Genomic DNA, 26,195 nt, shown 5'->3' with positions numbered 1-26,195 from the left:
TTGATAAAGGTGCTTTATGACCACAGCCAATGTTTACCAACAACGCCCAACCACCGGGGCCCGTGCCGAGTCGTCGCTGCACCATGCCGACCTCGCCAGCCTGGTCGGCAAGGGCCGCAAGAACGCCGGCGTGATCGTGCGTGAGAAAAAACTCCTCGGCCACCTGACCATCCGTGGCGATGGCCACGATGCCGCGTTCGCCGCCGGTGTGCACAAGGCCCTGGGCATCGAACTGCCCGGCGCGCTGAGCGTTATCGTCAAAGGCGAAACCAGCCTGCAATGGATGGGCCCGGACGAGTGGCTGCTGATCGTGCCAAGCGGTGAAGAATTCGCCGCTGAACAAAAGCTGCGTGAAGCGCTGGGCGATCTGCACATCGCGATCGTCAACGTCAGCGGCGGCCAGCAAGTACTCGAACTGAGCGGGCCGAACGTGCGCCAGGTGCTGATGAAGTCCACCAGCTACGACGTACACCCGAACAACTTCCCGGTCGGTAAAGCGGTCGGCACGGTGTTCGCCAAGTCGCAGCTGATGATTCGTCATACCGCCGAAGACACTTGGGAACTGCTGATCCGTCGCAGCTTTTCGGATTATTGGTGGTTGTGGTTGCAGGATGCTTCGGCTGAGTACGGCCTCAGCGTCCAGGCCTAGGAGAAACAACGATGAGCCGCGCCCCAGACACATGGATTCTGACCGCCGACTGCCCCAGCGTTCTCGGCACCGTGGACGCGGTGACGCGTTTTCTGTTCGAGCAGGGTTGCTACGTCACCGAGCACCATTCGTTCGATGACCGCCTCTCCGGGCGTTTCTTCATTCGTGTGGAATTCCGTCAGCCCGACGGCTTCGACGAACAATCCTTCCGCACCGGCCTCGCTGAACGTGGCCAGGCCTTCGGCATGATCTTCGAACTGACGGCACCGAACTATCGGCCAAAAGTGGTGATCATGGTCTCCAAGGCCGATCACTGCCTTAACGACTTGCTCTACCGCCAGCGCATCGGCCAGTTGTCGATGGACGTCGCGGCGGTGGTGTCCAACCATCCCGACCTCAAGCCGTTGGCCGACTGGCACCAGATTCCCTACTACCATTTCCCCCTCGATCCCAACGACAAACCGTCGCAGGAGCGTCGGGTCTTGCAGGTGATCGAAGAGTCCGGCGCCGAACTGGTGATCCTCGCCCGCTACATGCAGGTGCTGTCGCCAGAGCTGTGCCGCAAGCTCGATGGCAAGGCGATCAACATTCATCACTCTTTGCTGCCGGGCTTCAAGGGCGCCAAGCCGTATCACCAGGCCTACAACAAGGGCGTGAAACTGGTGGGTGCCACGGCGCATTACATCAACAACGATCTGGATGAAGGGCCGATCATCGCTCAAGGCGTCGAGGCGGTGGATCACAGTCATTACCCTGAGGATCTGATTGCCAAGGGGCGGGATATCGAGGGCCTGACGTTGGCCCGCGCCGTTGGTTATCACATCGAAAGAAGGGTGTTTTTGAACGCCAACAGAACCGTCGTTCTCTAGATCGTTTTCGCGAGCAAGCCCGCTCCCACAGGGTTCGGTGGTGAATTCAAATTTTGTGAACGACACAAATCCCTGTGGGAGCGGGCTTGCTCGCGAAGGGGCCATAACTGACAACGCAAGACCAACAAGCAATAACCCGAGCATTTAACGCGCTGCCTGCCTGGGCAACGCGGTTCCATAAAAACAACAGCGAGGTGAAAGCATGTCTGGCAATCGTGGTGTGGTGTATCTCGGCGCTGGCAAGGTCGAAGTACAGAAAATCGACTATCCGAAAATGCAGGACCCGCGCGGTCGCAAGATCGAGCACGGGGTCATTCTCAAAGTGGTTTCCACCAACATCTGCGGCTCTGACCAGCACATGGTGCGCGGCCGTACCACGGCGCAGACCGGTCTGGTCCTGGGCCACGAGATCACCGGCGAGGTGATCGAAAAAGGCTCCGACGTCGAAAACCTGAAAATCGGCGACCTGGTCTCCGTACCGTTCAACGTGGCTTGCGGGCGCTGCCGTTCCTGCAAGGAGCAACACACCGGCGTCTGCCTGACCGTCAACCCGGCCCGTGCCGGTGGCGCTTACGGCTACGTCGACATGGGCGACTGGACCGGTGGCCAGGCCGAGTACGTGCTGGTGCCGTACGCCGACTTCAACCTGCTGAAACTGCCGGATCGCGACAAGGCCATGGAGAAAATCCGCGACCTGACCTGCCTCTCCGACATTCTGCCGACCGGTTACCACGGCGCGGTGACGGCCGGCGTTGGCCCGGGCAGCACCGTTTACATCGCGGGCGCCGGCCCGGTCGGTCTGGCCGCTGCCGCTTCCGCGCGTCTGTTGGGTGCGGCGGTGGTGATCATCGGCGACGTCAACACCATCCGCCTGGCCCACGCCAAGGCGCAGGGTTTTGAAATCGTCGATCTGTCGAAAGACGCACCGCTGCACGAACAAATCGCCGCGCTGCTCGGTGAGCCGGAAGTAGATTGCGCGGTGGACTGCGTCGGCTTCGAAGCACGCGGTCATGGCCACGATGGCGCGAAATCGGAAGCTCCGGCCACCGTACTCAACTCGCTGATGGGCGTGGTGCGTGTTGCCGGCAAGATCGGTATTCCCGGCCTGTACGTCACCGAAGATCCGGGTGCTGTGGATGCCGCTGCGAAAATGGGCAGCCTGAGCATTCGCTTCGGTCTGGGCTGGGCCAAGTCGCACAGCTTCCACACCGGGCAAACCCCAGTGATGAAGTACAACCGCCAACTGATGCAGGCGATCATGTGGGATCGCATCAACATCGCCGAAGTGGTGGGCGTGCAGGTGATCAGCCTTGATCAGGCGCCGGAAGGGTATGGCGAGTTCGATGCGGGCGTGCCGAAGAAGTTTGTGATTGATCCGCATAAGTTGTTCAGTGCGGCGTAACGTTTAAGCGCAATACAAAACGGCGACCTCAGGGTCGCCGTTTTTTTGTTTATGGTTCATTCAGGGCGGACTTGCTCGGCTTGTAGTCCTTTTTGCCCCTTTTCTTCAACGAAAGAAACTTTTTGCCCTTCTTTTAAGGATTTGAATCCATCGGATTCGATCGCCTTGAAATGGACGAAGAGGTCATCACCGCCACCGTCCGGTGTAATAAAACCAAAGCCTTTTTCGTCGTTAAACCATTTAACCGTGCCGTTTTTTCTTGGTTTTCCGCTTGATGCTTGTGTCATGTCCTTGCTTCCTGTCTATTTATGAAGAACTTCATTTCACACATGTTGCCGTATTGATTTTCCAGCCTGTCAGTCGTCTTCGATTTGAATGTTTACCGCGTAGTTTTTTCCGTTATCACCGCGCTTAAGGTCATAAGTAACCTTCTGCCCCGCTTTGATGTGTTTGATGATCGGATCGTCCGGGCTGATGCAAAAGATGATCGGTGGGACATCTGATTCGAGCAGTTGATCGAGCGGACTGAGTTGCTTTTCCATCACCGTATCTCCCGTTGAATGACCGTTAATTGCACCTCGCTTTCTTCGAACAATTGACACACCAGCAGCCTATTCCAGCCCGGATCGCTGGACACCTGTCAGATCTGACAGGTGTCCAGTTCTTTTTGAAATATTGATTTTCACGACAAGCAATTAACGATCTAAAAAAGATCGCCATCGGTTGTTTCGCGGGTTTGAGGTCCTGTGGGAGCTTCGATGCGGGCGTGCCGAAGAAGTTTGTGATTGATCAAAAGCTACCCTCACCCCAGCCCTCTCCCCGAGGGAGAGGGGGCCGACCGAGGTGTCTTGCGTCGTATATCGACCTGAAAGATCGAGTCGACTATGGATTCAACGCAAGTCTTCCACGTCGGCGTATTGCGTCAATATCCCTCGGTCAGTCCCCTCTCCCTCTGGGAGAGGGCTAGGGTGAGGGGCTTTGCTTTACAGGCCCGCCAAGGCCCCTTGGTACAACACCGGCCCAGTCGGCTGCCCGGTCGGCGAACCACCTTTAGGCTCAAGACTTACTGCCAGCGCAATCGGTTTACCGATCAACGCTTTCTGCACCTCGTTCAGCTCAACCTTGCCTTTGCCCCCCGCCGGAATCACCCCCAGCGAGATCGGTTTTCCATCAGCCGGAATCGCCCACAGTTCAAGGCTGCGATCCGCATCAACCGCCGCCAGCGTCAGCGGCTCGACCTGCAGATAATCCGCATGCGCTTCGACCTTCAGCGCCGGTTGCGCATCGGCGGTCAGCAGGGTGGCGCGGTAGCGGGCGTCGTCGCGGTTGTACAGCGAGCCGAGGAAGACCAGCAACACGATCGAACACAGCGCAGCGGTAACCCGTAGCCAGTTCCAGAACGGCCGCTTCTCGGGCACATGCAGCACTTGCGGTTCGATCCGCGCGGTAATGCCTTGCCACACTCGGTCGGGCACGGGATGTTCCGGCAGCGCTTCGGTGAGAGAGGCGAGGCTTTCCTGCCATTGCGCCAGTTCAGCTCGCAACACAGCGTCGTCCAGCAGCAATTGTTCAAACCGCCGCCGCGCAGGCGCAGCCATCAACCCGATCGCGTAATCGGCAGCCAGGGCGCGGCGCAGGGCTGGGGTCTGGTAGTTCATGATTCAAGGCACCGGCGCAGACGTTCCATGCCACGACGGATCCACGATTTCACCGTTCCCAGTGGCGTGGCGAGATGTTCGGCGAGTTCCGTGCACGACAATCCCTGAAAGTAGGCCACGGTGATCGACTGGCGCTGCATGCCGTCGAGGGTTTCCAGGCAGCGATTCAGCGCGTTGGCCTCACGGGCGCTGTTCAGTTGGTCGTGAGCCGAGGGGCTTTCGTCTGGCAGTGTGTCCTGTTCGAGATCGGTCAGTGGCCGGTCACGGTGTTTGCGCAACTGGTCGATGGCCTGATTGCGGGTGATGTTGATCATCCACGTCAACGGCGCCGACAGGTGCGCTTCGTAGCGCGAGGCGTTGTTCCAGATGCGCACGAAGCTTTCCTGCAGCACTTCCTCGGCCAGATCGGTGCGGCCCATAAAACTCAGGGCGACGCCGTGCAGACGCGGGCCGACGCTGCGGTACAGCTTTTCGAAGGCGCGACGATCACCCAGTGCACACTGGGCCAGCAGCTGTCGCAGCTGATCGGTGTCGGCGATGGAAATGACGACTCTCCAAGCAAGAGTGAGCGCGCGAGGGCGAGACTCGGACTGTTCACAGGCTAGTTCAGCGACAGCGGTTGTGCCATTCATCGCGAGGGTGTCCGGGATTTCACGTTTTATATACGCAGGCCGGATGAATATGGATGCGCCGCGCCGGAACATGCCGGCGGATACCCGGTCAAACCGGCAGTTTCACTGCCCGTTCAACGGGTGGTTTTCACAGCGCAAGAGGATGTCTGAATGAAGATTTCACGCGGTATTGCCTTGGCTTCACTGATGACCCTTGCGGCCAGCCCGGTGTTCGCCGGTTTCAGTCTGGACGACGTGACCAAGGCGGCTTCGAGCATGCAGGGTGGCAACGCTGCCACCGCCGCCGCACCGACCTCGGAAACCGCCGGTCTGCTGCAAGCCATCACTGGCCTGGGCGTTACCCCGCAGCAAGCCGTTGGCGGCACCAGCGCCATGCTTGGTTTGGCGAAGAACCAATTGAGCAGCACCGATTATTCGCAGTTGGCCAAGGAAGTACCGGGCATCGACAAGCTGTCGGGCGGTAGCGGCAATCTGGCGGCGTTGAGCGGGTTGCTCGGTCAGTCCGGTAAATCAGCCGGTCTGGAAAATGCGCTGGGCAACGTCAAGGACACCAATGACCTGAACAATGCCTTTGGTGCCTTGGGCATGGACAGCGGCATGGTCGGCCAGTTTGCCCCGGTGCTGCTCAAGTATCTGGGTGATCAGGGCGTTGGCGGCCCGCTGCTGCAAAGCCTGGGCAGCATCTGGGGCGCTGGCACCGGTAGCTGATTCAGCGGCGCTCGCTGCGCAGTTCGGCGATGCGCTGATCTTTCTCGTTCCAGAGCTGGTTGACCCAGCTCTGGACCGTCTGGCGAAACGCCGGATCATTCTCGTAATCGCCCTGCCACAACGCCGGGTCGAGGTCGCGGGTCTTGATATCAACGATCACGCGCGGCACGTTGCCGCTGATCAAATCCCAGAAACCCGGGATTTTCGCCTGTGGATAAACCACCGTCACATCGAGAATCGCATCCAGTTGTTCACCCATCGCCGCCAACACGAACGCTACGCCGCCAGCCTTGGGCTTGAGCAAGTGGTTGAACGGTGATTGCTGCTGCGCGCTTTTCGCAGCGGTGTAGCGCGTACCTTCCAGATAATTGACCACGGTCACTGGCTGACGCTTGAACAGCTCGCAGGCCTGCTTGGTGATTTCCAGATCCTTGCCGGCCAGCTCCGGGTGCTTCGCCAGGAATGCCTTGGTGTAGCGCTTCATGAACGGGTAATCCAGCGCCCACCACGCCAGCCCCAGAAACGGTACCCAGATCAGTTCTTTCTTGAGGAAGAATTTGAAGAACGGCGTGCGCCGGTTCAGCGTCTGGATCAGCGCCGGAATGTCGACCCACGACTGATGGTTGCTGACCACCAGATACGAGGTGTCACCGCGCAGATTCTCGCCGCCGCGAATGTCCCACTGAGTGGGGATACACAAGCGGAAAATCAGCTTGTCGATCTCGGCCCAGGTCTCGGCGATCCACATCACCGCCCCCGACGCGTAATCGCGCCAGCGGCCGGGGGCGACCAGTTTGAGCAGGGCAAACACCAGCAACGGTCCGATCAGGATCAGGGTGTTGAGCAACAGCAGCAGGGTGACGAAACAGCCGGTGAGCAGGCGGCGCATAAGCAACTCTTTGCAAACGGATGGGCGCGCCATGATAAGCAGCTTCGCGCGACAGGCCAAATCGCTGGTGACGAATGTTTCACTTTTGGGCCGGTATGCTTTGCTCAAGCGTTGTGTTGAATATGCTGGCCTCTTCGCGAGCAGGCTCGCTCCCACACTGGATTCAGATGTATTAAAAATATGTGCTCAATACAAAACCCTGTGGGAGCGAGCCTGCTCGCGAAAGCGATTTCAAGGCGAACGAATGACTCAATGGCTGTCTAAAATCCCAGTCTGCCGCCCTCATTTTCCAAGGAAGCCCCTTACGTGAAATCCCTCCTTGCACTGTTTGCCCTCGTCGCCCTGCCGGTCATGGCCGCCGAGCCGACCCTGTACGGGCGCTACGAATACATCGCGCTGCCGGAAATCGGCGGTGAAGTGCTCAAGGCCAAGATGGACACCGGCGCACTGACCGCCTCGCTGTCGGCCAAAGACATCGAGACCTTCACCCGTGATGGCGACGAATGGGTGCGGTTCCGCCTCGGCACCAAGGACGCCAGCAACAAGGTCTACGAACACAAGGTCGCGCGCATCAGCAAGATCAAGAGCCGTTCGGATGAAGAAGACGAGGGCGAAAGCACCGAAGTCGCCAAGCGCCCGGTGGTCGATCTGGAGCTGTGCCTGGGTAACGTCAAGCGTACCGTTGAGGTCAACCTGACCGACCGCAGCAACTTCAATTACCCGTTGCTGATCGGTGCCAAAGCCTTGCGCGAGTTCGGCGCTGCGGTGAATCCGGCGCGGCGCTTCACCGCCGACAAGCCGGACTGCTGAGCCAAGTGGTCTCATTGACGTAACGTCAGGCTTGGGGCACCGTTCGCGCACTTAACCTATGGGCTCGGACGCCATGCCTCATATCCTGATTGTCGAAGACGAAGCGGCGATTGCCGACACGCTGATTTTTGCCTTGCAGGGCGAGGGCTTCACCACCACGTGGTTGAGTCTCGGCGCGGCGGCGCTGGAGCATCAGCGGCAGACGCCTGCCGATCTGATCATCCTCGACATCGGCCTGCCGGACATCAGCGGCTTCGAGACATGCAAACAGCTGCGGCGCTTCAGCGAAGTCCCGGTGCTGTTCCTCAGCGCCCGCGATGCCGAGATTGATCGCGTGGTGGGTCTGGAAATTGGCGCTGACGACTATGTGGTCAAGCCGTTCAGTCCTCGAGAGGTGGCGGCGCGGGTCAAGGCCATCCTCAAGCGCATGGCGCCGCGTCCTGCGATTGAAGTCAGTTCAGCGCTGTTTCGTATCGATCCGGAGCGGATTCAAATCATTTATCGCGGCCAGACGTTGACCCTGACCCGTCACGAATTCCGTCTGCTGCAATGCCTGCTCGAACAACCCGAGCGAGTGTTCAGTCGTGAGCAATTGCTTGATGCCCTCGGCGTAGCGGCCGACGCCGGTTATGAACGCAGCATCGACAGCCATATCAAAAGCGTGCGCGCCAAATTGCGTCTGGTCCGCGCCGACGCCGAGCCGATCCAGACCCATCGCGGCCTCGGTTACAGCTACAGCCCGGGGCACAGCTGATGTCACTGGGGCTGCGGATCTTTCTGGTGTATGTGCTGTTTGTCGGCCTCACCGGTTATTTCGTGCTCAACACGGTGATGGAAGAAATCCGCCCCGGCGTGCGCCAGTCCACCGAAGAAACCCTGGTCGATACCGCCAACCTGATGGCGGAAATCCTCCGTGATGATTTCAAGGCTGGCACTCTTAGCGAGAACCGCTGGCCGGAGTTGCTGCGCGCGTATGGTGATCGTCAGCCGCAAGCAACCATTTGGGGCTTGCCGAAAAATCAGGTCAACCACCGTATCTACGTGACTGACGCCAAGGGCATTGTGGTGCTCGATTCCAGTGGCGTGGCCGTGGGGCAGGACTACTCGCGCTGGAACGATGTCTACCTGACTTTGCGCGGTGAATATGGCGCGCGTTCGAGCCGCAGCGACCCGGATGACGCCAGCTCGTCGGTGATGCACGTCGGCGCGCCGATCCGCGACAACGGCCAGATCATCGGTGTGGTCACCGTGGCCAAACCCAACAGCTCTTTGCAGCCCTATGTTGATCGCACCGAGCGGCGTTTGCTGTTTTACGGCGCGGGTCTGATCGGCCTCGGTCTGCTCTTCGGTGCTTTGCTGTCGTGGTGGCTGAGCCGCGCGCTGCACCGTTTGACCGGTTATGCCCAAGCGGTGAGCGAGGGACGTCGGGTGGAAGTGCCGCATTACCGAGGTGGTGAGCTGGAGCAACTGGCCACAGCGGTTGAGCAGATGCGCACACAGCTGGAAGGCAAGGCTTACGTTGAACGCTACGTGCACACGCTGACCCATGAACTGAAAAGTCCGCTGGCGGCGATTCGTGGCGCCGCCGAGTTGCTGCAAGGGGAGATGCCGCCAGTTCAGCGATTGCGCTTTGTCGGCAACATCGACAGTGAAAGTGCGCGGATGCAGCAGTTGATCGAACGGTTGTTGAATCTGGCACAAGTGGAACAACGTCAGGGTCTTGAAGAACGGGTCGCTGTGCCGTTGGCGGTTTTGGTTGATGAGCTGTTGCAAGGGCAGGCGGCGCGGATTGAAGGCAAACAGTTGCGCATCGAACAGGCGATTGCGGCTGATCTTCTGTTGATCGGCGAGCCGTTTCTGCTGCGTCAGGCGTTGGGTAATCTGCTGGAGAATGCGCTGGATTTCACCCCGGTTGAGGGGCTGCTGCGGTTCAGTGCCGAGCGGGTTGGCGAGCAGATCGAATTTCGATTGTTCAATGAAACGGCGGCGATTCCTGACTACGCTTTGCCGCGTTTGACTGAACGCTTCTACTCGTTGCCGCGTCCGGACAGTGGACGAAAAAGCACCGGGTTGGGGCTTAACTTCGTTGAAGAGGTGGTCAAGTTGCATGGTGGGGCGATGCAGATTCGTAATGTTGAAAGCGGTGTTGAAGTGACATTGCGCTTGCCTTGATATCGAGTCGTTGCCTTCGCGAGCAAGCTCGCTCCCACAGGGGATTTGTGAACGACGCAGATCCAATGTGGGAGCGAGCTTGCTCGCGAAGGGGCCTGAACAGTCTCCACACAATCTCCATATTCCCCCCATATTCCCCTCATACAGCAACAGCAGACTCTCCCCATCCAAACAGGGAGAGTCCCATGAACAAGAATCTGACGATAAAGCTCGGCGCCATCGCCGTGCTGATCCTGCTGTTGCTGATCCCGTTGCTGATGATCGACGGCGTCATCGACGAGCGCCAACAGCTGCGCGACGGCGTGCTTGAAGACATCGCCCGCAGCTCCAGCTACAGCCAGCAACTGAGCGGCCCGGTGATGGTGGTGCCGTATCGCAAAGTGATTCACAACTGGAAAACCAACGACAAAACCAATCAGCGCTACGACGAGCCGAGTGAAGAGCGCGGTCGTCTGTATTTCCTGCCGGAGCGTTTCGAACTCGATGGTCAGGTGCAAACCGAACTGCGTGCGCGGGGTATTTATGAGGCGCGGCTATTCCATGCCGACAACCGCATCAATGGCCATTTCTCGCTCCCAGCGCAATTGGGCATAAAAGAAGATTTCTCCGACTACCTGTTCGATGCACCGTTTCTCGCCGTCGGTATCAGCGACATTCGCGGCATTGAAAATGCGCTGAAGCTGGAACTCGACGGCCAGCGTCTGGACTTCGTGCCGGGAACTCAAGTGGGCTGGCTCGGCGAAGGCGTGCGAGTGACGCTGCCGCTGCTCGACACCAGTAAAACCACGGAACTGAGCTTCGGTTTCGATTTGCGCCTGCAAGGCACCGGTTCGTTGCAGGTACTGCCGGTGGGCAAGAGCAGCAGCGTCAGCCTCACGGCGAATTGGCCGCATCCAAGTTTCATCGGCAATTTCCTGCCGGGCAAACGTGAGATCAATGATCAAGGTTTCAGCGCCGATTGGCAGACCACGTTTTTCTCCACCAACCTGCAAGACGCCATGAGCCGTTGCGTGAGCGGCAATGATTGCGAGGCATTCAACGGTCGCAGCTTCGGCGTGAGCTTCATCGATCCGGTGGATCAGTACCTGAAGAGTGACCGGGCGATCAAATATGCGCTGCTGTTCATCGTCCTGACGTTCGCCGGTTTCTTCCTGTTCGAAGTGCTCAAGAGCCTGGCCGTGCACCCGGTGCAATACGCGCTGGTGGGTGTGGCGCTGGCGTTCTTTTATCTGTTGCTGCTGTCGTTGTCGGAGCACATCGGGTTTGCCTTGGCGTATCTGTTGTCAGCCAGTGCCTGTGTGCTGTTGATCGGGTTTTACGTCTGCCACGTGCTGCGCAGTGTGCGCCACGGTTTGAGTTTTTCGGCGGGACTGGCGGCGTTGTATGGCCTGCTTTATGGATTACTGAGCGCTGAGGATTACGCGTTGCTGATGGGCTCATTGTTGCTGTTCGGTCTGCTCGGTGTGTTCATGGTGTTGACGCGCAAACTGGACTGGTACGGGATCGGGCAGAAGCCGGGCAAGCCGTTGGAGTTTGATGTGGGGGCGATGCAATGAGCGGGTTGCGTGAAGATCAGCGGGAGGTAGAGGTTTTGGTGACACTGATTTTTGCAGCGCTGCCGCCGGAACCGAGGTGGTGCATTCGCGAGCAGGCTCGCTCCCACAGGATTGGTGTTGGAACAGAGATTTCTGCCATACCCAAAAACAACGTGGGAGCGAGCCTGCTCGCGAAGAGGCCGGAACAGGCGCCGCCGATTTAAGGCTTGGGCATCGTGGCGATCATGGACGGTCGCTGACTCACTTCAAAGAACCAGTTGGCCAGTTGCGGATTGGCGTCACGCCAGCCCAGGTCCGGAAAGCGCAAATCGAGATAACCCAAGGCGCAGGCCACGCTGATCGCCGCCACATCGAAATGGCTGGTCAGCTCGGCAATCGCATCCTTTTCCAACACCGCAAGGGCGCGGCGGATCTTGTCGCGCTGGGCTTCGAGCCATTCGTCCCAATGTTTTTCCGGCGCGCGCAGGACCATTTCATAACGCACCATCACTGACGCATCCATGATCCCGTCAGCCATTGAGGCGAGGGTCAGGCGACGCCAGCGAGCCGCGCCTTCGCGCGGGATCAGCGGATTGCCGACGTGTTGTTGGTCGAGGTATTCGAGGATCACCCGGCTGTCATGGATGACATTGCCGTCGGCCAGACGTAGCGCGGGAATCTTGCCCAGCGGGTTGTCGAGATTGAGCTCGGCGCTCGGGCTGACCGGGCTGAGCACGCAATCTTGCAAGGCCACGCGATCCTGCTGGCCGGTTTCGTGCAGCAACACCATCACTTTGCGCACGAACGGAGAGAGCGTGTTGTGGTACAGGGTCATGCTGGGGGCGGACATTGGCAAACCTCGGTGATCGTCGAAGAGCAGGTGGTTAGCCTAGCCAGATGCGGCGAGGCTGGCGAGGAATTGATGGTGTATTCACTGTCGCCTTCGCGAGCAAGCTCGCTCCCACAGGGGAACGCATTTCAAATGTGGGAGCGAGCTTGCTCGCGAAGGGGCCATCTCAGGCAATGCAAATATTACCTACGCTGCAGCAATCCCCTGATCGCCAGAACGGCCGGGACACCCAGCCCAACCCAGCTCAACGCATCCCAAATCCCATCCCCCAGCAACGCCGCAAACAACCCCGCTGCACTGAGCAGCGCAATCACGATCGGCGTGCTGAAGACTTTCCAGAAACTCGACTGACGCGGCTTCATGCAGACGCCTCCGCCGTTTCCAGCACAGGCTTCGCTGCTTTGCGCCGCACTACCCACAAATACACGCCACTGGCGAGCACAATAATGGTCAGCACATCGAGTGTGGCCCAGAGAATTTTCATCGGCATGCCGCCATAGTCACCAAAGTGCAACGGCTGCGACATGCCCATGGCGTCCATGTACCACGGCCGTTCGGCCACGGCGGTGACCTGCAGCGTGGTCGCATCGATCAGCACTGGCGTCAGCAGATGCGAAGTCAGGTGCGTGCCGCCCTTCATGAACACCGAGTAATGGTGTTCACTGGAAAAGCGTGTGCCGGGGAAGGCAATGAAATCCGGTTTCATCTCCGGCGCAACTTCAGCAGCGATGTCGAGCAAACGTGTGGCCGGCGCCAAGTGGGTCAGCGGTGGCGCATCGCGGTAAGGCTCGATCAACGCAGTCAATGCATCGTTGCGCCAAGCCGCGATCAACAGGTCGGCGCAGGCGCTGATCACACCGGTCACGCCGACCACCAACGCCCAGGTCAGGGTGACAACACCGATCAGGTTATGCAGGTCGAGCCAGCGCAGGCGGGTGGATTTATCCTGGCGCACCGTGCCGAATTTCAGGCGGCGCATGAACGGCAAATACAGCACCGTCCCGGACACGATGGCCACGACAAACAGCAGCCCCATAAACGCCAGCAGCAATTTGCCCGGCAGCCCGGCGAACATGTCGACGTGCAGGCGCAGGATGAACAGCATCAAACCGCCGTTGGCCGAAGGCGTTTCCAGTGCTTCACCGGTACGTGCATCGAGCATGAAAGTGTGCGACGAGTTCGGTTCAGTGCCGGCGGTTTTCGCCATGATCGTCAGCACGGCATTCGGCTCATCGTCATCGAAACCGAAATACTGCACGACTTCATCGGGACGATGTTTCTCGGCGGCCTCGACCAGTTGCGCCAGATTCAGCCGTGGCGTGTCGGCCGGCATCTCGCGCACTTCGGGTGCGTCGCCGAGCAGGTGCTCGATCTCGTGATGGAAAATCAGTGGCAAACCGGTCAGTGCCAGCAGCAACAAAAACACGGTGCAAATCAGGCTGGTCCAGGTGTGGATGAACGACCAGCGACGAATTGTTTTACTTTTCATTTCATGACCTTCAAAAACACCAAAGCCGTCCACGGGGGACGGCCTGGTCACAGGGCCTGTTTCAGCTAAATCGCTTACCACTTGTAAGTGGCGCTGGCGACGACGCTGCGCGTGTCGCCGTAGTAGCAGTAGAAACCGTCACAGGTGGAAATGTATTCCTTGTCGAACAGGTTGGTTGCGTTGACGGCCAGTGACGCGCCTTTGAGGCTGTTGTCCAGACGGCCGAGGTCGTAATGCACGCTCGCGTCGAACACGGTGTAGGCATCCGCCTTGCCCAGCCAGGTGTTGGCCTTGTCGCCATAGGTGTTGCCGGTGTAACGCACGCCACCGCCAATGCCGAAGCCGTCGAGGACGCCGGCGTGCCAGGTGTAGTCAGTCCACAGCGAGGCTTGCTGGTTCGGCATCAGTTGCAGGCGATTGCCTTTGTCGACGCCATTCTGCACTTCCGATTTGGCCAGGGTGTAGGCAGCGATGACTTTGAGGTTGTCGGTGACGTCGGAAACCGCTTCCAGCTCCAGGCCTTTGACTTTCACTTCGCCGGTCTGGCTGGTGATCGACACGTTGTTGACGAAGGTGTTGACCGAAACGTTCTTCTGGGTGAGGTCATACACGGCGGCGGTCAGCAGGGTTTTGCTGCCCGGCGGCTGGTACTTGATGCCCAGTTCCCACTGCTTGCCTTCGGTCGGCTTGAGCGAACCGCTCGAAGTAGCGTCGGCACCTGTGGTCGGCTGGAAGGATTCGGCGTACGACAGGTACGGCACGAAACCGTTGTCGAAGACGTAGCTGAGCGCGGCGTTGCCGCTGAAGGCCTTGTCACGCTGGGTGTTGGTGGCATCGCCCTTGTTGATGAACTTTGTGCTGGTGTGCACCCAGTCTTCACGGCCGCCGAGGGTCAGGCGCCACTGGTCGAGAGCCATTTGGTCCTGCACGTACAGACCGGTCTGGTAGGTCTTCTGGTCGTAGTCATAAAACGCCGTCGAGCGCGCCGGGCGAACGATCGGCTGACCGTAGATCGGCGTGATGACGTTGGTGGGCAGGCCATCACCGAAGATCGAGGTGTAGTTGGTGTTGCTGCGCTGGTGATCCAGACCCAGCAGCAGGGTGTGGCGGATGTCTCCGGTGGCGAAGTCGGCTTGGAAGTTGTTGTCCACAGCGAACTGACTGATGTCTTCGTCGACGCTGGTGCTGGTGCGGTTTACGTTGCCCTGATCGTCAACTTGCGCGAACGGATAGGAGCCCGGTGTCAGCGACTGGAACGACAGATCCGACTTGGTGTAGCGCAGGTTCTGCTTGAACTGCCAGACATCGTTCAGACGATGTTCGAAGGCATAGCCCAGCGCGTAGTAGGTGCGATCGTAATATTCCCAGTCCGGATCACCCAGATTCTTGTGGTGGGAAATATCACCGAACGGCGATTTGATCTTGGTGCCCTGCACCGGCAGGAACTGGCTGGTGATGCCGGTATCGTCGCGGGTGAACTGGCTCAGCAGGGTGAACTTGGTGTCATCGTCGATGTTCCAGGTCAGGCTCGGCGCGATGTTGTAGCGCTTGTTGTCGACGTGATCGACCTGCGTGCCACTGTCGCGCACCACACCGCTGAGACCGTAGAGAAACTGGCCGGCGTCATCGATCTTGCCGGTGCTGGCGAAGTTGATCTGGCGGTGGTTGTCACTGCCGTATTGCAGCTGGATTTCATTGCTGGCTTCAGCGCTTGGACGACGGCTGACCATGTCCAGCAAACCGCCCGGCGGGGTCTGGCCGTAAACCGAGGAGGCTGGGCCGCGCAGCAGGGCGAGGCGGTCGAGGTTCCAGGTTTCCTGTTTCGGGTTGGCGTACACGCCTTTCGGCAGCGGCAGGCCGTCGAGGAACTGGGTCGGTTCGAAGCCGCGCACACGCAGCCAGTCGGCGCGGGTGTCGCTGCCGTAGCTGCTGGCGGTGATGCCCGGCATGTAGCGCACCGCGTCGTCGAGGCTGTGCACGCTGCGGTCGTCCATTTGCTGACGGGTCGCCACGGAGATCGAACGCGGTGCTTCGACCAGTGCGGTGTCGGTCTTGGTGCCAGCAGCGGTGCGGGTGGCGGTGTAGCCTTCGACCGGGCCCCAGGCGCTTTCGAAGTTTTCCACACCGATGACGGAAGTTTCCGGCAGGGCCAGCGTTCCTTCAGGCACGGCGACCAGGGTGTAGGTGCCGGTGCTGCTTTGTTCCAGTTGCAGACCGGTGCCGCGCAGCGCCGCGCGCAGAGCGCCAGCCGCGTCGTACTGGCCGTTCACCGGTGCTGAGGTCTTGCCTGCCGCCAGCGACGGATTGAGCGAAAGCGCGATGCCGCCCTGGCTGGCGATCTGGTTCAGGGTGGTCGACAGTGGCGCCGCCGGCAGGTTGTACGCGCGCACGCTCGACGCTTGTTCAGCGGCGAGCAACGGACTGCTGATCAGCGGCGCGCTGAGCGCAATGGCGACGGCCAGCAGACTGGGGCGCAACAAGGTGTCTAGCGAACGGGACATACGGCGGCTCCTGAATGGAAGTGTTTCTCAATTGCCTGTGTGCCGGATGAAAAGCAGAAAGTGATAGGGCTGGATGAAAATAATTTCGATTAAAGTTTGAATGCTGCTGATTGACGCGTTTGAGCGGACTTATATCGCGCGTCGAATGGCCCTTTCGCGAGCAAGCTCGCTCCCACATTGGAATGCGTTTCCCTGTGGGAGCGAGCTTGCTCGCGAAGGCAATTTGTCAGGCGCCACACTACTCAGGCTTGATATCCGCCTTCGCGACGGTCACCCAATACGGCGTATGCCGCTCGATCTGCACCGGCAGGGTCGGCAGCAATGCGCTCAGGGCTTTGTCGGTGTCATGCAGCGGGAAGCTGCCGGTAATCCGCAGGTCCGCCACGTCCGGCGCCACGCCCAGATGCCCGCGACGATAACGCCCCAGTTCATGCACCAGATCGCCGAGGCGCGCGTTATCCACCACCAGCATGCCGCGCGTCCAGGCATCAGCGCCGGGATTGAGCGCGACAACCGAGCCCAGCCCATCACTGCGCAGCAGCACTTGCTGGCCTTCATGGAGAATGTGTTCTTCAGGATTCGATTGCGGGTGCGCCGCGACCGCCGACTGCAATACGCTCAGACGTGTGCCTTCTTCTTCACGCTTGACCAGAAACCGTGTGCCCAAGGCACGCATGCTGCCTTCGCGCGTTTCAACGATAAAGGGCCGCGCATCGCCATGACCGGTCTCGACGAGAATTTCGCCTTCCTGCAAAACGATCAATCGGCGCTTGTCATCGAATCGCACATCCACCGCACTGTGAGTGTTCAGATTCAAAACAGTGCCGTCCGCCAGGCGCATGGTGCGTTGCTCACCCGTAGCGGTACGTTGATCGGCGAGCCAGTAGTCCAGCGGTAAAAACCGCTCACTGGCAAACAGCCCCACACCGACCAGCACCACAACGCTGGCCAGCCCACTGCCAAGTTTGCGCACGCGGCGGCGAATGCCCTCGCGCGATTGCAGCAAGGCACTGCGGGCCGGGCCCTTGGCGACGCTGAAACGCTGATCGAGCATGCCCAGTTGCTGCCAGGCGCGGGCGTGTTCTTCATTGGCCGCGTGCCATTTGGCGAACTCTTCGCGCTCCAGCGGACTGCTCGAATCGAGGGTCAGTTGCCAGGCAATCGCCGCGTCCAGCACATGCGCCGGCACCGGTCTGGAACTGGCCGGGCTCACGTCGGCTCACCGTACAGGGCGATGTAGCACTGCCGAATGCCTTGCGCCAGATACTGGCGCACACGCGGCACCGAAACGCCGAGCTTGTCGGCAATCTCGGCATGGCCGAGGCCGTCGAGGCGGTTATAAAGGAAAGCGGCGCGGGCCTTGGTCGACAGTTTGCCGAGCAAGCGGTCGATGGCTTTGAGGTCGTCGAGGATCATTTGCTGTTCTTCCACCGAAGGTTGTTCGCCTTCGGGGATCAGCATCAGTTCGGTGAGGTAGGCTTGTTCCAGCGCCGCGCGGCGGAAGTAGTCAAACAGCAAGCCTTTGGCGATTGCCACCAGAAAGGCGCGCGGCTCGCGGGGTGTCGGCATTTCGTCGCGACCGAGCAGACGCACAAAGGTGTCCTGGCTCAGGTCTTCGGCGCGCTGCGGGCACGCCACATTGCGCCGCAGCCATGCCAGCAGCCAACCGCGATGGTCGCGATACATCGCACCGACGAGCTCACTGTTAGGGCTAGGGACTGACGACACCGGACATCACCGATTGGGAAATGTTAACTAACGCGAATTGTTCGCGATTGTGGCAGAGGTGGGAATGGTTAGCAATTGGCCACTGGTCAGGTGGGCGTTTAAAGGCTGGCCCTCACCCTAGCCCTCTCCCAGAAGGAGAGGGGACTGACCGAGGTGAATGTTCGAGATACACCGACCTGAAATTCTTCGGTCGAACTCCGGGTCGGACAACATGAAGATCTGCTCCCTTCCCCCTCGCCCCCTTGGGGGAGAGGGCTGGGGTGAGGGGGATGGATCTTGGACTTGACTCAATTTCAGAACGAAGGCGCCTGCTGCCGCCGCTTCCACTGACTCAACCGCTGCTGCAAGTTCAGCGGACTATGAATCTGCTGCCCCCGCGCCCGGCTGAACAGAATCAATGCCAACTCCGCCGTAGCCAGCGCATCGGCACTCGCGTTATGCCGCTCGAACACCTCAAGCTTGAACCACTCAATCCACTCATCCAGCCCTGCCTCACGGATCTGCGCCTGCGGGCAAACCAGCGGGGCGATGTCGGCGACATCGAGAAACACCTGCTGCAACTTGTGCCCCAAATGCTCCTTCAACGCGCGCCCAAGCATGTGCTGATCAAACGGCGCATGAAACGCCAGCACCGGGCTGTCACCGACAAACTCCATGAACTCCAGCAGCGCCTCGGCCGGTTCACTGCCCGCCGCAATCGCACTCGGCCCCAAGCCGTGAATCAACACGCTGGGGCTGAGCTTCAACTCGCGACACTGCAGCGTGCGCTCGAACTGCTGACTGAAATCGATTGCGCCATCCGCGATCACCACCGCACCAATCGACAGCACGCGATCCTTGTTCAGGTTGAGTCCGGTGGTTTCCAGGTCCAGCACCACCCAGCGCTGTTCGCGCAGCGTGCATTCGCTCAGCTCGGTGATCGTCGGCAACTTGGCCAGACGCTGCTGCAAATCCGCTGACAGCACCGGACTGGCCGGGCGCAGCCACGAGAACAGGCTCATAGCTGATACCGCAAGGTCAGGCTGCTTTGCAGGCGCTGAGCCTGGCGCAACGATTCACGCAGGATGCGCCGGTCGAGATGATTGAGGCTGTCCGGGTCGACGCGGTTGGAGTAGGGCAGGTTCTCCCGCGTCTGCAGTTGATGCTGTTGCATGCGCGTCTGCTGAATGAAGTGATAGGCCTCTTCATACGCCGCACCATCCAGACGCTCGATGACTTCTTTTTCGACCAACTGACGGAAGCGCTCAAGGGTGTTGTTGGCGTCGATACCGTTGGCCAACGCCAGCAAGCGTGCGCCGTCCACAAACGGCGTCAGGCCTTGAACCTTGAGATCCAGCGTGGCTTTCTCGCCGTTCTTGCGCGCCAGGACAAACTCGCGGAAACGCCCCACCGGTGGACGGTTGCGCAGAGCGTTCTCGGCCATCATGCGCTGGAACAAGCGGTTGTCGCCGACCTGATCAAGAATGCCCCGGCGCAGTTGTTCACAACCTTGTTCATCACCCCAGACCACGCGCAGGTCGAAATAAATGCTCGACCCGAGCAGGTTCTCCGGCGTCGCCTCACGAATAAAAGCCGCAAAGCGCCGTGCCCATTCTGCCCGCGACAGACACAGCTCGGGGTTGCCGGCCATGATATTGCCTTTGCACAGGGTGAAACCGCACAGCGCCAGACTTTGGTTGATCTGCTGGGCAATCGGCAGCAGCTTGCCGCGAATCTCCGCCGCATGCGCCGCGTCTCGCGCGTCGAACAGAATGCCGTTGTCCTGATCGGTGTGCAGGGTCTGCTCGCGGCGGCCTTCGCTGCCGAAGCACAACCAACTGAATGGCACACCGGGGTCGCCTTTTTCGGCGAGGGTCAGTTCGATCACCCGGCACACGGTGTGATCGTTGAGCAGGGTAATGATGTGGGTGATCTGCGTCGAGGATGCGCCATGGGCGAGCATGCGTTCGACCAATTGGCCGATCTCGCCGCGCAGACTCACCAGTTGTTCGACGCGCTGGGCGCTGCGGATCGTCCGGGCCAGATGCACCAGGTCGACCCGTTGCAGCGAGAACAGATCGCGCTCGGAGACCACGCCACACAGGCGCTGATCCTTGACCAGACAGACGTGCGCGATATGCCGTTCGGTCATGGCAATCGCTGCATCGAAGGCACTGTGGTCCGGCGAAAGATAGAAGGGCGCGCGGGTCATGTGGCGATCGATGGCCTCACTGAAATCGCCGATGCCTTCAGCCACCACATGGCGCAAATCGCGCAGGGTGAAGATCCCCAGCGGCGCCTTGTGCTCATCCACCGCGACGATGCTGCCGACCTGTTGCTCGTGCATCAACTTCACCGCTTCACGCAATGGCGTGTCCGGGCTGCAGGTCACCGGGTGCCGCATCGCCAGTTCGCCCAGGCGGGTGTTCAGCGAGTACTGCGTGCCGAGGGTTTCCACGGCTTTTTGCTGCACTTGCTGATTGACCTGATCGAGCAGGCTGCTGACCCCGCGCAAGGCGAAATCGCGAAAGACGTTGGAGAGGGCGAACAGTTTGATGAACGCCAGTTTGTTCAGTTGCAGACAGAAGGTGTCCTCGCCGGCCAGGTGTTCAGTGCGCGTCGCGCGTTCACCGAGCAGTGCCGCCAGCGGAAAGCATTCGCCGGTGGTGATTTCAAACGTGGTTTCGGTGCCGGGTTTGGTGATGTGCTGGCGTTCGCCAACCACCCGACCTTGTTTGACGATATAGAAATGTTCGACCGGGCCGTCGGCGGGTTTGATGATGCTCTCGCCCTGGCCGTAGAAACGCAGCTGACATTGCTCCACCAGATAAGCCAGGTGGGCGTGTTCCATCTGATTGAAGGGCGGGAAGCGCTGGAGGAATTGCAGGGTGCCCTGAATGTTCTGCAATACCGCGGTTTTCCCTGCCTGGGTGAAGGCGTCCGCTTTACTCATAACCATTACCGCAGTCTTTTTCGAATTGTTGTTGTCGGATCGTTGCAGCCATGGTCGACCCCTGCGGGCAGGGTGCCCATTGGACGTAAGTCTAGGTTTTGCCACCATTGGTGCAGTTTCGGAGATGCCCTACGCAAACAGTCGGAAATTCCCTGGTCTACCCCCTTGGAAAAAAATCCGACGAAGTGCACATTGAAGCTCTGCCCCGCGATGTCTGACCACTTGCCAAGGGACTGTTTTGAATACTTAGAGAACGCCATGTCCGACCACGATATTTTGAGCGATGCCGAGCGAGAAGCGCTCAGTGCAGTCATGCTCGAACCTGATCTGCCGCCGCAGCGTGTATTGATCGTTGATGACGACAAGGATGCTCGTGAGCTGTTGTCGGAGATTCTTGCGTTGGATGGCATTCGTTGCATGACTGCAGCCAGTGGTGAGACAGCGTTGAAGATGCTTGAAGAAAAGCCTTCGATCGGGCTGGTCATCACCGATTTGCGCATGGGCCACGTCGGTGGGCTTGAACTGATACGGCAAGTACGCGAATCGGTACGGGCGGCGATGCCGATCATCATTGTTTCCGGTGATGCCGATGTGAAGGATGCGATTGCGGCGATGCATTTGAGCGTGGTGGATTTTCTGCTCAAGCCGATTGATACGGGCAAGTTGCTCGGTCTGGTAAAACACGAGTTGGGTATCGATCCTTAAAAGCCCCTCACCCTAGCCCTCTCCCAGAGGGAGAGGGGACTGACCGAGGTGGATGGTCGAGGTACACCGACTTGAAACTCCTCAGTCGAACTCAGGTTTTGAAAAGCACCAATATCTGCTCCCTTTCCCCTCTACCCCTTGGGGGAGAGGGCTGGGGTGAGGGGGATGGATCTCAAACCCTCCACAAATACCAGCCCACACCACACAAACAAAAAAGCCCTGATCTTTCGATCAGGGCTTTTTCATGTCCGGCATTCAGCGCAAGTTACAGGCCGTTGGCCTTCTTGAACTCGCGACGACGACGGTGCAGCACCGGCTCGGTGTAACCGTTCGGCTGCTTGGTGCCTTCGATCACCAGTTCGACCGCTGCCTGGAAGGCGATGTTGCTGTCGAAGTTCGGTGCCAGCGGACGGTACAGCGGGTCGTTGGCGTTCTGACGGTCAACCACCGGCGCCATGCGCTTGAGGCTTTCCATCACCTGCGCTTCGGTGACCACGCCGTGGCGCAGCCAGTTGGCGATGTGCTGGCTGGAGATACGCAGCGTGGCACGGTCTTCCATCAGGCCGACGTCATTGATGTCCGGCACTTTCGAGCAACCGACACCCTGGTCGATCCAGCGTACCACGTAACCAAGAATGCCCTGAGCGTTGTTGTCCAGTTCGTTCTTGATCTGCTCTGGCGTCCAGTTCGGGTTAACCGCCAGTGGGATGGTCAGGATGTCGTCGACGGAAGCGCGAGCACGTTTGGCCAGTTCGGCCTGACGGGCGAACACGTCGACCTTGTGGTAGTGCAGCGCGTGCAGCGCAGCCGCCGTTGGCGACGGCACCCAAGCGGTATTGGCGCCGGCCAGCGGGTGGGCGATTTTCTGCTCCAGCATCGCTGCCATCAGGTCGGGCATTGCCCACATGCCTTTACCGATTTGCGCGCGACCTTGCAGGCCGGTGCTCAGACCGATATCGACGTTCCAGTTTTCGTACGCGCCGATCCACTTCTCAGCCTTCATGTCAGCCTTGCGCACAACCGGGCCGGCTTCCATGGAGGTGTGGATTTCGTCGCCGGTGCGATCGAGGAAACCGGTGTTGATGAACACCACGCGCTCGCTGGCTGCCTGGATGCAGGCCTTGAGGTTGACCGTGGTACGGCGCTCCTCGTCCATGATCCCGACTTTCAGCGTATTGCGCGTAAGGCCCAACACGTCTTCGATGCGACCGAACAGCTCGTTGGTGAACGCCGCTTCTTCCGGGCCGTGCATCTTCGGTTTAACGATGTAGACCGAGCCGGTACGGGTGTTGCGACGCGAGGTATTGCCGTTGAGGTTGTGCATCGCCGCCAGGCAAGTGACCAGACCGTCGAGAATGCCTTCCGGCACTTCGTTACCGTTTTTGTCGAGGATCGCGTCGATGGTCATCAGGTGACCAACGTTACGCACGAACAGCAGCGAACGACCGTGCAACGTCACTTCACCGCCATTCGGCGCGGCGTAGGTGCGATCCGGGTTCATGGTGCGGGTGAACGTCTGGCCGCCCTTGGACACGGATTCCGCCAGGTCGCCCTTCATCAGGCCGAGCCAGTTGCGGTAGATCACCACTTTGTCGTCAGCATCGACGGCGGCCACGGAGTCTTCGCAGTCCATGATGGTGGTCAGCGCGGCTTCCATCAGGATGTCTTTGACGCCGGCGGCGTCGGTCTGGCCAACCGGGGTGGTGGCGTCGACCTGGATTTCGAAATGCAGACCGTTGTGTTTCAGCAAGATGGCGATTGGCGCGTTGGCGTCGCCCTGGAAACCGATCAGTTGTGCATCGTCGCGCAGGCCAGTGTTGCTGCCGCCCTTGAGGGTGACCAGCAATTTGCCGTCAGCGATTTTGTAGCCGGTCGAATCGACGTGGGAGCCAGCAGCCAATGGCGCAGCTTCGTCGAGGAACGCACGGGCGAAGGCGATGACTTTGTCGCCACGCACCTTGTTGTAGCCTTTGCCTTTTTCCGCGCCACCGTCTTCGCTGATCGCGTCGGTGCCGTAGAGGGCGTCATACAGCGAACCCCAGCGGGCGTTCGAGGCATTGAGAGCGAAGCGGGCGTTCATCACCGGCACAACGAGTTGCGGGCCGGCGGTGCGGGCGATTTCATCATCGACGTTTTGTGTCGTTGCCTGGAAATCAGCCGCTTCTGGCAGCAGATAACCGATTTCTTGCAGGAACGCTTTATAGGCCACGGCGTCGTGCGCCTGACCGTTGCGTTCCTGATGCCAGGCGTCAATGCGTGCCTGGAAGTCATCGCGTTTGGCGAGTAGGGCTTTGTTCTTCGGCGCCAGGTCATGAATGACCTTGTCGGCACCTTCCCAGAATTTTTCGGCGGTGAGGCCGGTACCGGGAATGGCTTCGTTGTTCACGAAGTCGAACAGGACTTTGGCGACCTGCAGGCCACCGACTTGAACGTGTTCAGTCATTGCTTGCCTCACTCTGCTCAGCTATTTCGCTTTTCAGCTCTTCAATTTGACAATGAAGCCTCTGGCCATTTAAACCACAAACCTGCCGACCAGTACATGCCATTGCGGGCGGCTGGGCTGGGACCAATCAACGGCTTGGGGGCCTTGCTGACGGGGCTTTCAGGGTTGCGAACAGGCCTTGGGCAGACATCAATCCAGCGTTATGTAGTGCGCGCTGCGGCATACTACATGATGAGTTGCGCTTGTGAAAATCAGACTAATTACGTCGTTCTGCGACCTCATGTCGCATTGCGGTCACATCGCGGAACGGGATGTTCTCAAAAAACAGATGGATTGTTCCAGCTAAATATAAAAAGTTGTACACGATTTGTCTTTTCGGGCGTCTGAGGCGCCTGACCATCCCTTGCCTATACTTCCCCTTCTATAACAAAAGTCATGACAAGAGGGCGACGCCATGGACCATCTCGTACTCACCGTTTTTGCCCCGGACAAGCCCGGACAGGTCGAGCGCATCGCCCAATGCATTGCCGAGCATGGCGGCAACTGGCTGGAAAGCCGCATGTCACGGATGGCCGGGCAGTTTGCCGGGATTCTTCGGGTGGGCGTGCCGGCGGAGGCTTACGATGAATTAGTCGATTCCCTACAAGCATTGTCGACGCATGGCATTCGCGTACTGATTGCCGAGAGTGGCATTGAGCAATCCTGCACCTGGAAACCGATCGCCATGGAACTGGTGGGCAATGATCGTCCGGGGATCGTGCGCGATATCACGCGGTTGTTGAGCGAGCAGGGTGTGAATCTGGAAAGGCTGGTCACGGAAGTGCGTCCGGCGCCGATGAGCAGCGAGCCGTTGTTTCACGCCGAGGCGATTCTCGCGGTGCCGCTGACCTTGTCGCTCGATGTCTTGCAGTCGCGTCTGGAAACCCTGGCCGATGATCTGATGGTGGAACTGGTGTTACGCACAGACGTTTAAGCGCCGATCAGGTTATCCAGTTTAAACGTGCACCTGCCTGTGGATAACCTGTAGAGACAGCCCGCCACGCCAGGCCCGCCGTGGCTTTGCGCTACCTGATCAAAAAACCGCCAACATTCAGTGACTTGCACACAAACGGCGGGGATCACGCTGTGGATAACCTTGGGAAGGAACGATGCAGGCCACGAGAACCGTGGCCTGTGAAGGTTTGTGCGTTTTTTGATCAGCTGCGCCGGCGTAAACTGATCACCGCATCGACGCTGTAAACGGCCAGACCGGCCCAGATGAAGATAAACGCGACCAGCGTGCTCGACGACAAGTGCTCGCCGAACAACAGCACCGCTTGCAACAGCACCAGGGTCGGTGCGAGGTATTGCAGGAAGCCGATCGTGGTGTACGGCAAGTGGCGCGTGGCGGCGTTGAAGCACACCAGCGGGACCAACGTGACCGGTCCGGCGGCCACCAGCCACCACGCTTGGGACGTAGTCCAGAACTCTGGTTGAGCGCTGGTTGCGGTCTGGTTGAACAGCAGCCAGGCGATCGCGATCGGCACCAGCATCCAGGTTTCCACCACCAGCCCCGGCAACGCCTTGACCGGCGCCTGTTTGCGGATCAGACCGTAGAAGCCAAAGGTCAACGCGAGCACCAGCGATACCCACGGCAGACTGCCGACCTGCCACACCTGTTGCGCCACACCGACCGCCGCCAGACCGACCGCGAGCCACTGCATCCGCCGCAGGCGTTCGCCGAGAATCAACATCCCCAACAGCACGTTTACCAACGGGTTGATGTAGTAACCGAGGCTCGCTTCGAGCATGCGCCCGTTGTTTACCGACCACACGTAGGTCAGCCAGTTGGCTGCGATCAGCGTGCCGCTCAAGGCCAGAATCGCCAGTCGCTTGGGGTTGTCGAGCAGCTCGCGCAGCCAGCCCGGATGTTTCCACACCATCAGCAGCAGCGCCCCGAACAGCGCCGACCACAGCACCCGATGGATGATGATCTCGACCGCCGGCACCTCGGCAATGGCTTTGAAGTAGATCGGGAACAGGCCCCAGATGATGTAGGCACTCAGGCCCAGAATGTACCCGCGACGCGGGTTGGCGGCTTGCATGCAGAATCCTTGCTCAGGCAGCTGACAAAGGAGGGATTGTAAGGAGGTTTGCCGGCGAGTGCCGTAGCTGATTGGTCAGAAATTTGTGAACACACACACCCTGTGGGAGCGAGCTTGCTCGCGAATACGGACTGACATT

25 protein-coding genes are annotated in these 26,195 nt (G+C 59.5%); 10 read left to right on the top strand and 15 right to left on the bottom strand.

Annotated elements, in window-relative coordinates; translation table 11 throughout:
• Positions 1 to 16: 16 nt before the first annotated feature.
• From HUW52_RS28590 to fdhA, 3 genes are all read left to right on the top strand, one after another.
• A complete protein-coding gene (locus HUW52_RS28590; RefSeq protein ID WP_034155013.1) occupies positions 17 to 649 on the top strand; it encodes a sarcosine oxidase subunit gamma in 633 nt (210 codons plus the stop codon).
• A gap of 11 nt (positions 650 to 660) precedes the next feature.
• Entirely contained in the window at positions 661 to 1,518 is an 858-nt protein-coding gene (purU, locus tag HUW52_RS28585; protein WP_095187131.1) for a formyltetrahydrofolate deformylase, read from the top strand.
• Between the two features lie 202 nt (positions 1,519 to 1,720).
• Positions 1,721 to 2,920 carry a formaldehyde dehydrogenase, glutathione-independent gene (gene fdhA, locus HUW52_RS28580; RefSeq protein ID WP_008086916.1) on the top strand — a complete coding sequence of 400 codons (1,200 nt, stop codon included), beginning with the start codon at positions 1,721 to 1,723 and terminating at the stop codon, positions 2,918 to 2,920.
• Positions 2,921 to 2,976: 56 nt separating this feature from the next.
• Here fdhA and HUW52_RS28575 read toward each other — a convergent pair whose 3' ends face one another.
• The 4 genes from HUW52_RS28575 to HUW52_RS28560 all read right to left on the bottom strand — a co-directional run bounded on the left by HUW52_RS28575 (position 2,977) and on the right by HUW52_RS28560 (position 5,210).
• Positions 2,977 to 3,207: a cold-shock protein gene (locus HUW52_RS28575; protein WP_016983729.1), complete on the bottom strand. Its 231-nt coding sequence runs from the start codon at positions 3,205 to 3,207 to the stop codon at positions 2,977 to 2,979.
• Positions 3,208 to 3,276: 69 nt separating this feature from the next.
• Entirely contained in the window at positions 3,277 to 3,462 is a 186-nt protein-coding gene (locus HUW52_RS28570; protein WP_016983730.1) for a hypothetical protein, read from the bottom strand.
• A gap of 441 nt (positions 3,463 to 3,903) precedes the next feature.
• Positions 3,904 to 4,578 carry an anti-sigma factor domain-containing protein gene (locus tag HUW52_RS28565; RefSeq protein WP_175555500.1) on the bottom strand — a complete coding sequence of 225 codons (675 nt, stop codon included), beginning with the start codon at positions 4,576 to 4,578 and terminating at the stop codon, positions 3,904 to 3,906.
• Positions 4,575 to 5,210, bottom strand: a complete 636-nt coding sequence (locus tag HUW52_RS28560; protein WP_175555499.1) for an RNA polymerase sigma factor — start codon at positions 5,208 to 5,210, stop codon at positions 4,575 to 4,577. Before HUW52_RS28560 ends, HUW52_RS28565 begins: the two co-directional genes overlap by 4 nt.
• Positions 5,211 to 5,360: 150 nt before the next feature.
• Here HUW52_RS28560 and HUW52_RS28555 point away from each other — a divergent pair, with 150 nt between their 5' ends.
• Complete coding sequence (locus HUW52_RS28555; RefSeq protein WP_016983733.1) at positions 5,361 to 5,918, top strand: DUF2780 domain-containing protein; 558 nt, start codon at positions 5,361 to 5,363, stop codon at positions 5,916 to 5,918.
• A 1-nt stretch (position 5,919) separates the two neighbouring features.
• Here the strand turns inward: HUW52_RS28555 and HUW52_RS28550 are convergent, their stop codons facing one another.
• Entirely contained in the window at positions 5,920 to 6,807 is an 888-nt protein-coding gene (locus HUW52_RS28550; protein WP_175555498.1) for an acyltransferase, read from the bottom strand.
• A 306-nt stretch (positions 6,808 to 7,113) separates the two neighbouring features.
• Here HUW52_RS28550 and HUW52_RS28545 point away from each other — a divergent pair, with 306 nt between their 5' ends.
• The 4 genes from HUW52_RS28545 (at position 7,114) to creD (ending at position 11,345) form a co-directional block, all read left to right on the top strand.
• Positions 7,114 to 7,617: an ATP-dependent zinc protease gene (locus HUW52_RS28545; RefSeq protein WP_007909997.1), complete on the top strand. Its 504-nt coding sequence runs from the start codon at positions 7,114 to 7,116 to the stop codon at positions 7,615 to 7,617.
• Between the two features lie 73 nt (positions 7,618 to 7,690).
• Positions 7,691 to 8,371, top strand: coding sequence for a two-component system response regulator CreB (creB, locus tag HUW52_RS28540; RefSeq protein ID WP_026000496.1), 681 nt, complete (start codon positions 7,691 to 7,693; stop codon positions 8,369 to 8,371).
• Positions 8,371 to 9,789: a two-component system sensor histidine kinase CreC gene (gene creC, locus HUW52_RS28535; RefSeq protein ID WP_175555497.1), complete on the top strand. Its 1,419-nt coding sequence runs from the start codon at positions 8,371 to 8,373 to the stop codon at positions 9,787 to 9,789. Before creB ends, creC begins: the two co-directional genes overlap by 1 nt.
• A 185-nt stretch (positions 9,790 to 9,974) precedes the next feature.
• Positions 9,975 to 11,345 (top strand): cell envelope integrity protein CreD, encoded by a 1,371-nt coding sequence (gene creD, locus HUW52_RS28530; protein ID WP_175555496.1) that lies wholly within the window; start codon positions 9,975 to 9,977, stop codon positions 11,343 to 11,345.
• Between the two features lie 199 nt (positions 11,346 to 11,544).
• On the opposite strand, the gene HUW52_RS28525 is transcribed toward creD, so the two are convergent.
• The 8 genes from HUW52_RS28525 to HUW52_RS28490 all read right to left on the bottom strand — a co-directional run bounded on the left by HUW52_RS28525 (position 11,545) and on the right by HUW52_RS28490 (position 20,824).
• Positions 11,545 to 12,174, bottom strand: coding sequence for a glutathione S-transferase (locus tag HUW52_RS28525; RefSeq protein ID WP_095126234.1), 630 nt, complete (start codon positions 12,172 to 12,174; stop codon positions 11,545 to 11,547).
• A gap of 182 nt (positions 12,175 to 12,356) precedes the next feature.
• Entirely contained in the window at positions 12,357 to 12,536 is a 180-nt protein-coding gene (locus HUW52_RS28520; RefSeq protein WP_016983739.1) for a hypothetical protein, read from the bottom strand.
• Complete coding sequence (locus HUW52_RS28515; protein ID WP_175555495.1) at positions 12,533 to 13,663, bottom strand: PepSY domain-containing protein; 1,131 nt, start codon at positions 13,661 to 13,663, stop codon at positions 12,533 to 12,535. The genes HUW52_RS28520 and HUW52_RS28515 overlap by 4 nt, the downstream gene beginning before the upstream one ends.
• Positions 13,664 to 13,737: 74 nt before the next feature.
• The gene (locus HUW52_RS28510) at positions 13,738 to 16,164 is read right to left on the bottom strand and encodes a TonB-dependent siderophore receptor (protein ID WP_175555494.1); all 2,427 of its coding nucleotides are present in this window, start codon (positions 16,162 to 16,164) and stop codon (positions 13,738 to 13,740) included.
• A 238-nt stretch (positions 16,165 to 16,402) separates the two neighbouring features.
• Entirely contained in the window at positions 16,403 to 17,377 is a 975-nt protein-coding gene (locus HUW52_RS28505; protein ID WP_175555493.1) for a FecR domain-containing protein, read from the bottom strand.
• The gene (locus HUW52_RS28500) at positions 17,374 to 17,850 is read right to left on the bottom strand and encodes an RNA polymerase sigma factor (RefSeq protein ID WP_256668569.1); all 477 of its coding nucleotides are present in this window, start codon (positions 17,848 to 17,850) and stop codon (positions 17,374 to 17,376) included. Before HUW52_RS28500 ends, HUW52_RS28505 begins: the two co-directional genes overlap by 4 nt.
• 335 nt (positions 17,851 to 18,185) lie before the next feature.
• On the bottom strand, positions 18,186 to 18,893 hold the full coding sequence (locus HUW52_RS28495; protein WP_175555491.1) for a PolC-type DNA polymerase III: 708 nt from the start codon (positions 18,891 to 18,893) through the stop codon (positions 18,186 to 18,188).
• Positions 18,890 to 20,824, bottom strand: coding sequence for a putative nucleotidyltransferase substrate binding domain-containing protein (locus HUW52_RS28490; protein ID WP_306149755.1), 1,935 nt, complete (start codon positions 20,822 to 20,824; stop codon positions 18,890 to 18,892). Before HUW52_RS28490 ends, HUW52_RS28495 begins: the two co-directional genes overlap by 4 nt.
• A 258-nt stretch (positions 20,825 to 21,082) precedes the next feature.
• Here HUW52_RS28490 and HUW52_RS28485 point away from each other — a divergent pair, with 258 nt between their 5' ends.
• A complete protein-coding gene (locus HUW52_RS28485) occupies positions 21,083 to 21,529 on the top strand; it encodes a response regulator (RefSeq protein WP_016983746.1) in 447 nt (148 codons plus the stop codon).
• Between the two features lie 265 nt (positions 21,530 to 21,794).
• On the opposite strand, the gene HUW52_RS28480 is transcribed toward HUW52_RS28485, so the two are convergent.
• Positions 21,795 to 23,972 (bottom strand): malate synthase G, encoded by a 2,178-nt coding sequence (locus HUW52_RS28480; protein ID WP_175555489.1) that lies wholly within the window; start codon positions 23,970 to 23,972, stop codon positions 21,795 to 21,797.
• A 454-nt stretch (positions 23,973 to 24,426) separates the two neighbouring features.
• Here HUW52_RS28480 and HUW52_RS28475 point away from each other — a divergent pair, with 454 nt between their 5' ends.
• Complete coding sequence (locus HUW52_RS28475; RefSeq protein WP_007910018.1) at positions 24,427 to 24,945, top strand: glycine cleavage system protein R; 519 nt, start codon at positions 24,427 to 24,429, stop codon at positions 24,943 to 24,945.
• A 223-nt stretch (positions 24,946 to 25,168) separates the two neighbouring features.
• Here HUW52_RS28475 and rarD read toward each other — a convergent pair whose 3' ends face one another.
• The gene (gene rarD / locus HUW52_RS28470) at positions 25,169 to 26,056 is read right to left on the bottom strand and encodes an EamA family transporter RarD (RefSeq protein ID WP_093429936.1); all 888 of its coding nucleotides are present in this window, start codon (positions 26,054 to 26,056) and stop codon (positions 25,169 to 25,171) included.
• Positions 26,057 to 26,195 lie beyond the last annotated feature (139 nt).

Origin of the sequence: Pseudomonas sp. 43A (assembly GCF_013363935.1) — a bacterium.
GTDB classification, from domain to species: Bacteria; Pseudomonadota; Gammaproteobacteria; order Pseudomonadales; family Pseudomonadaceae; genus Aquipseudomonas; species Aquipseudomonas crudilactis.
Note: the sequence above shows the minus strand (reverse complement) of the source record. Positions and strands in the feature narration are given on the sequence as shown.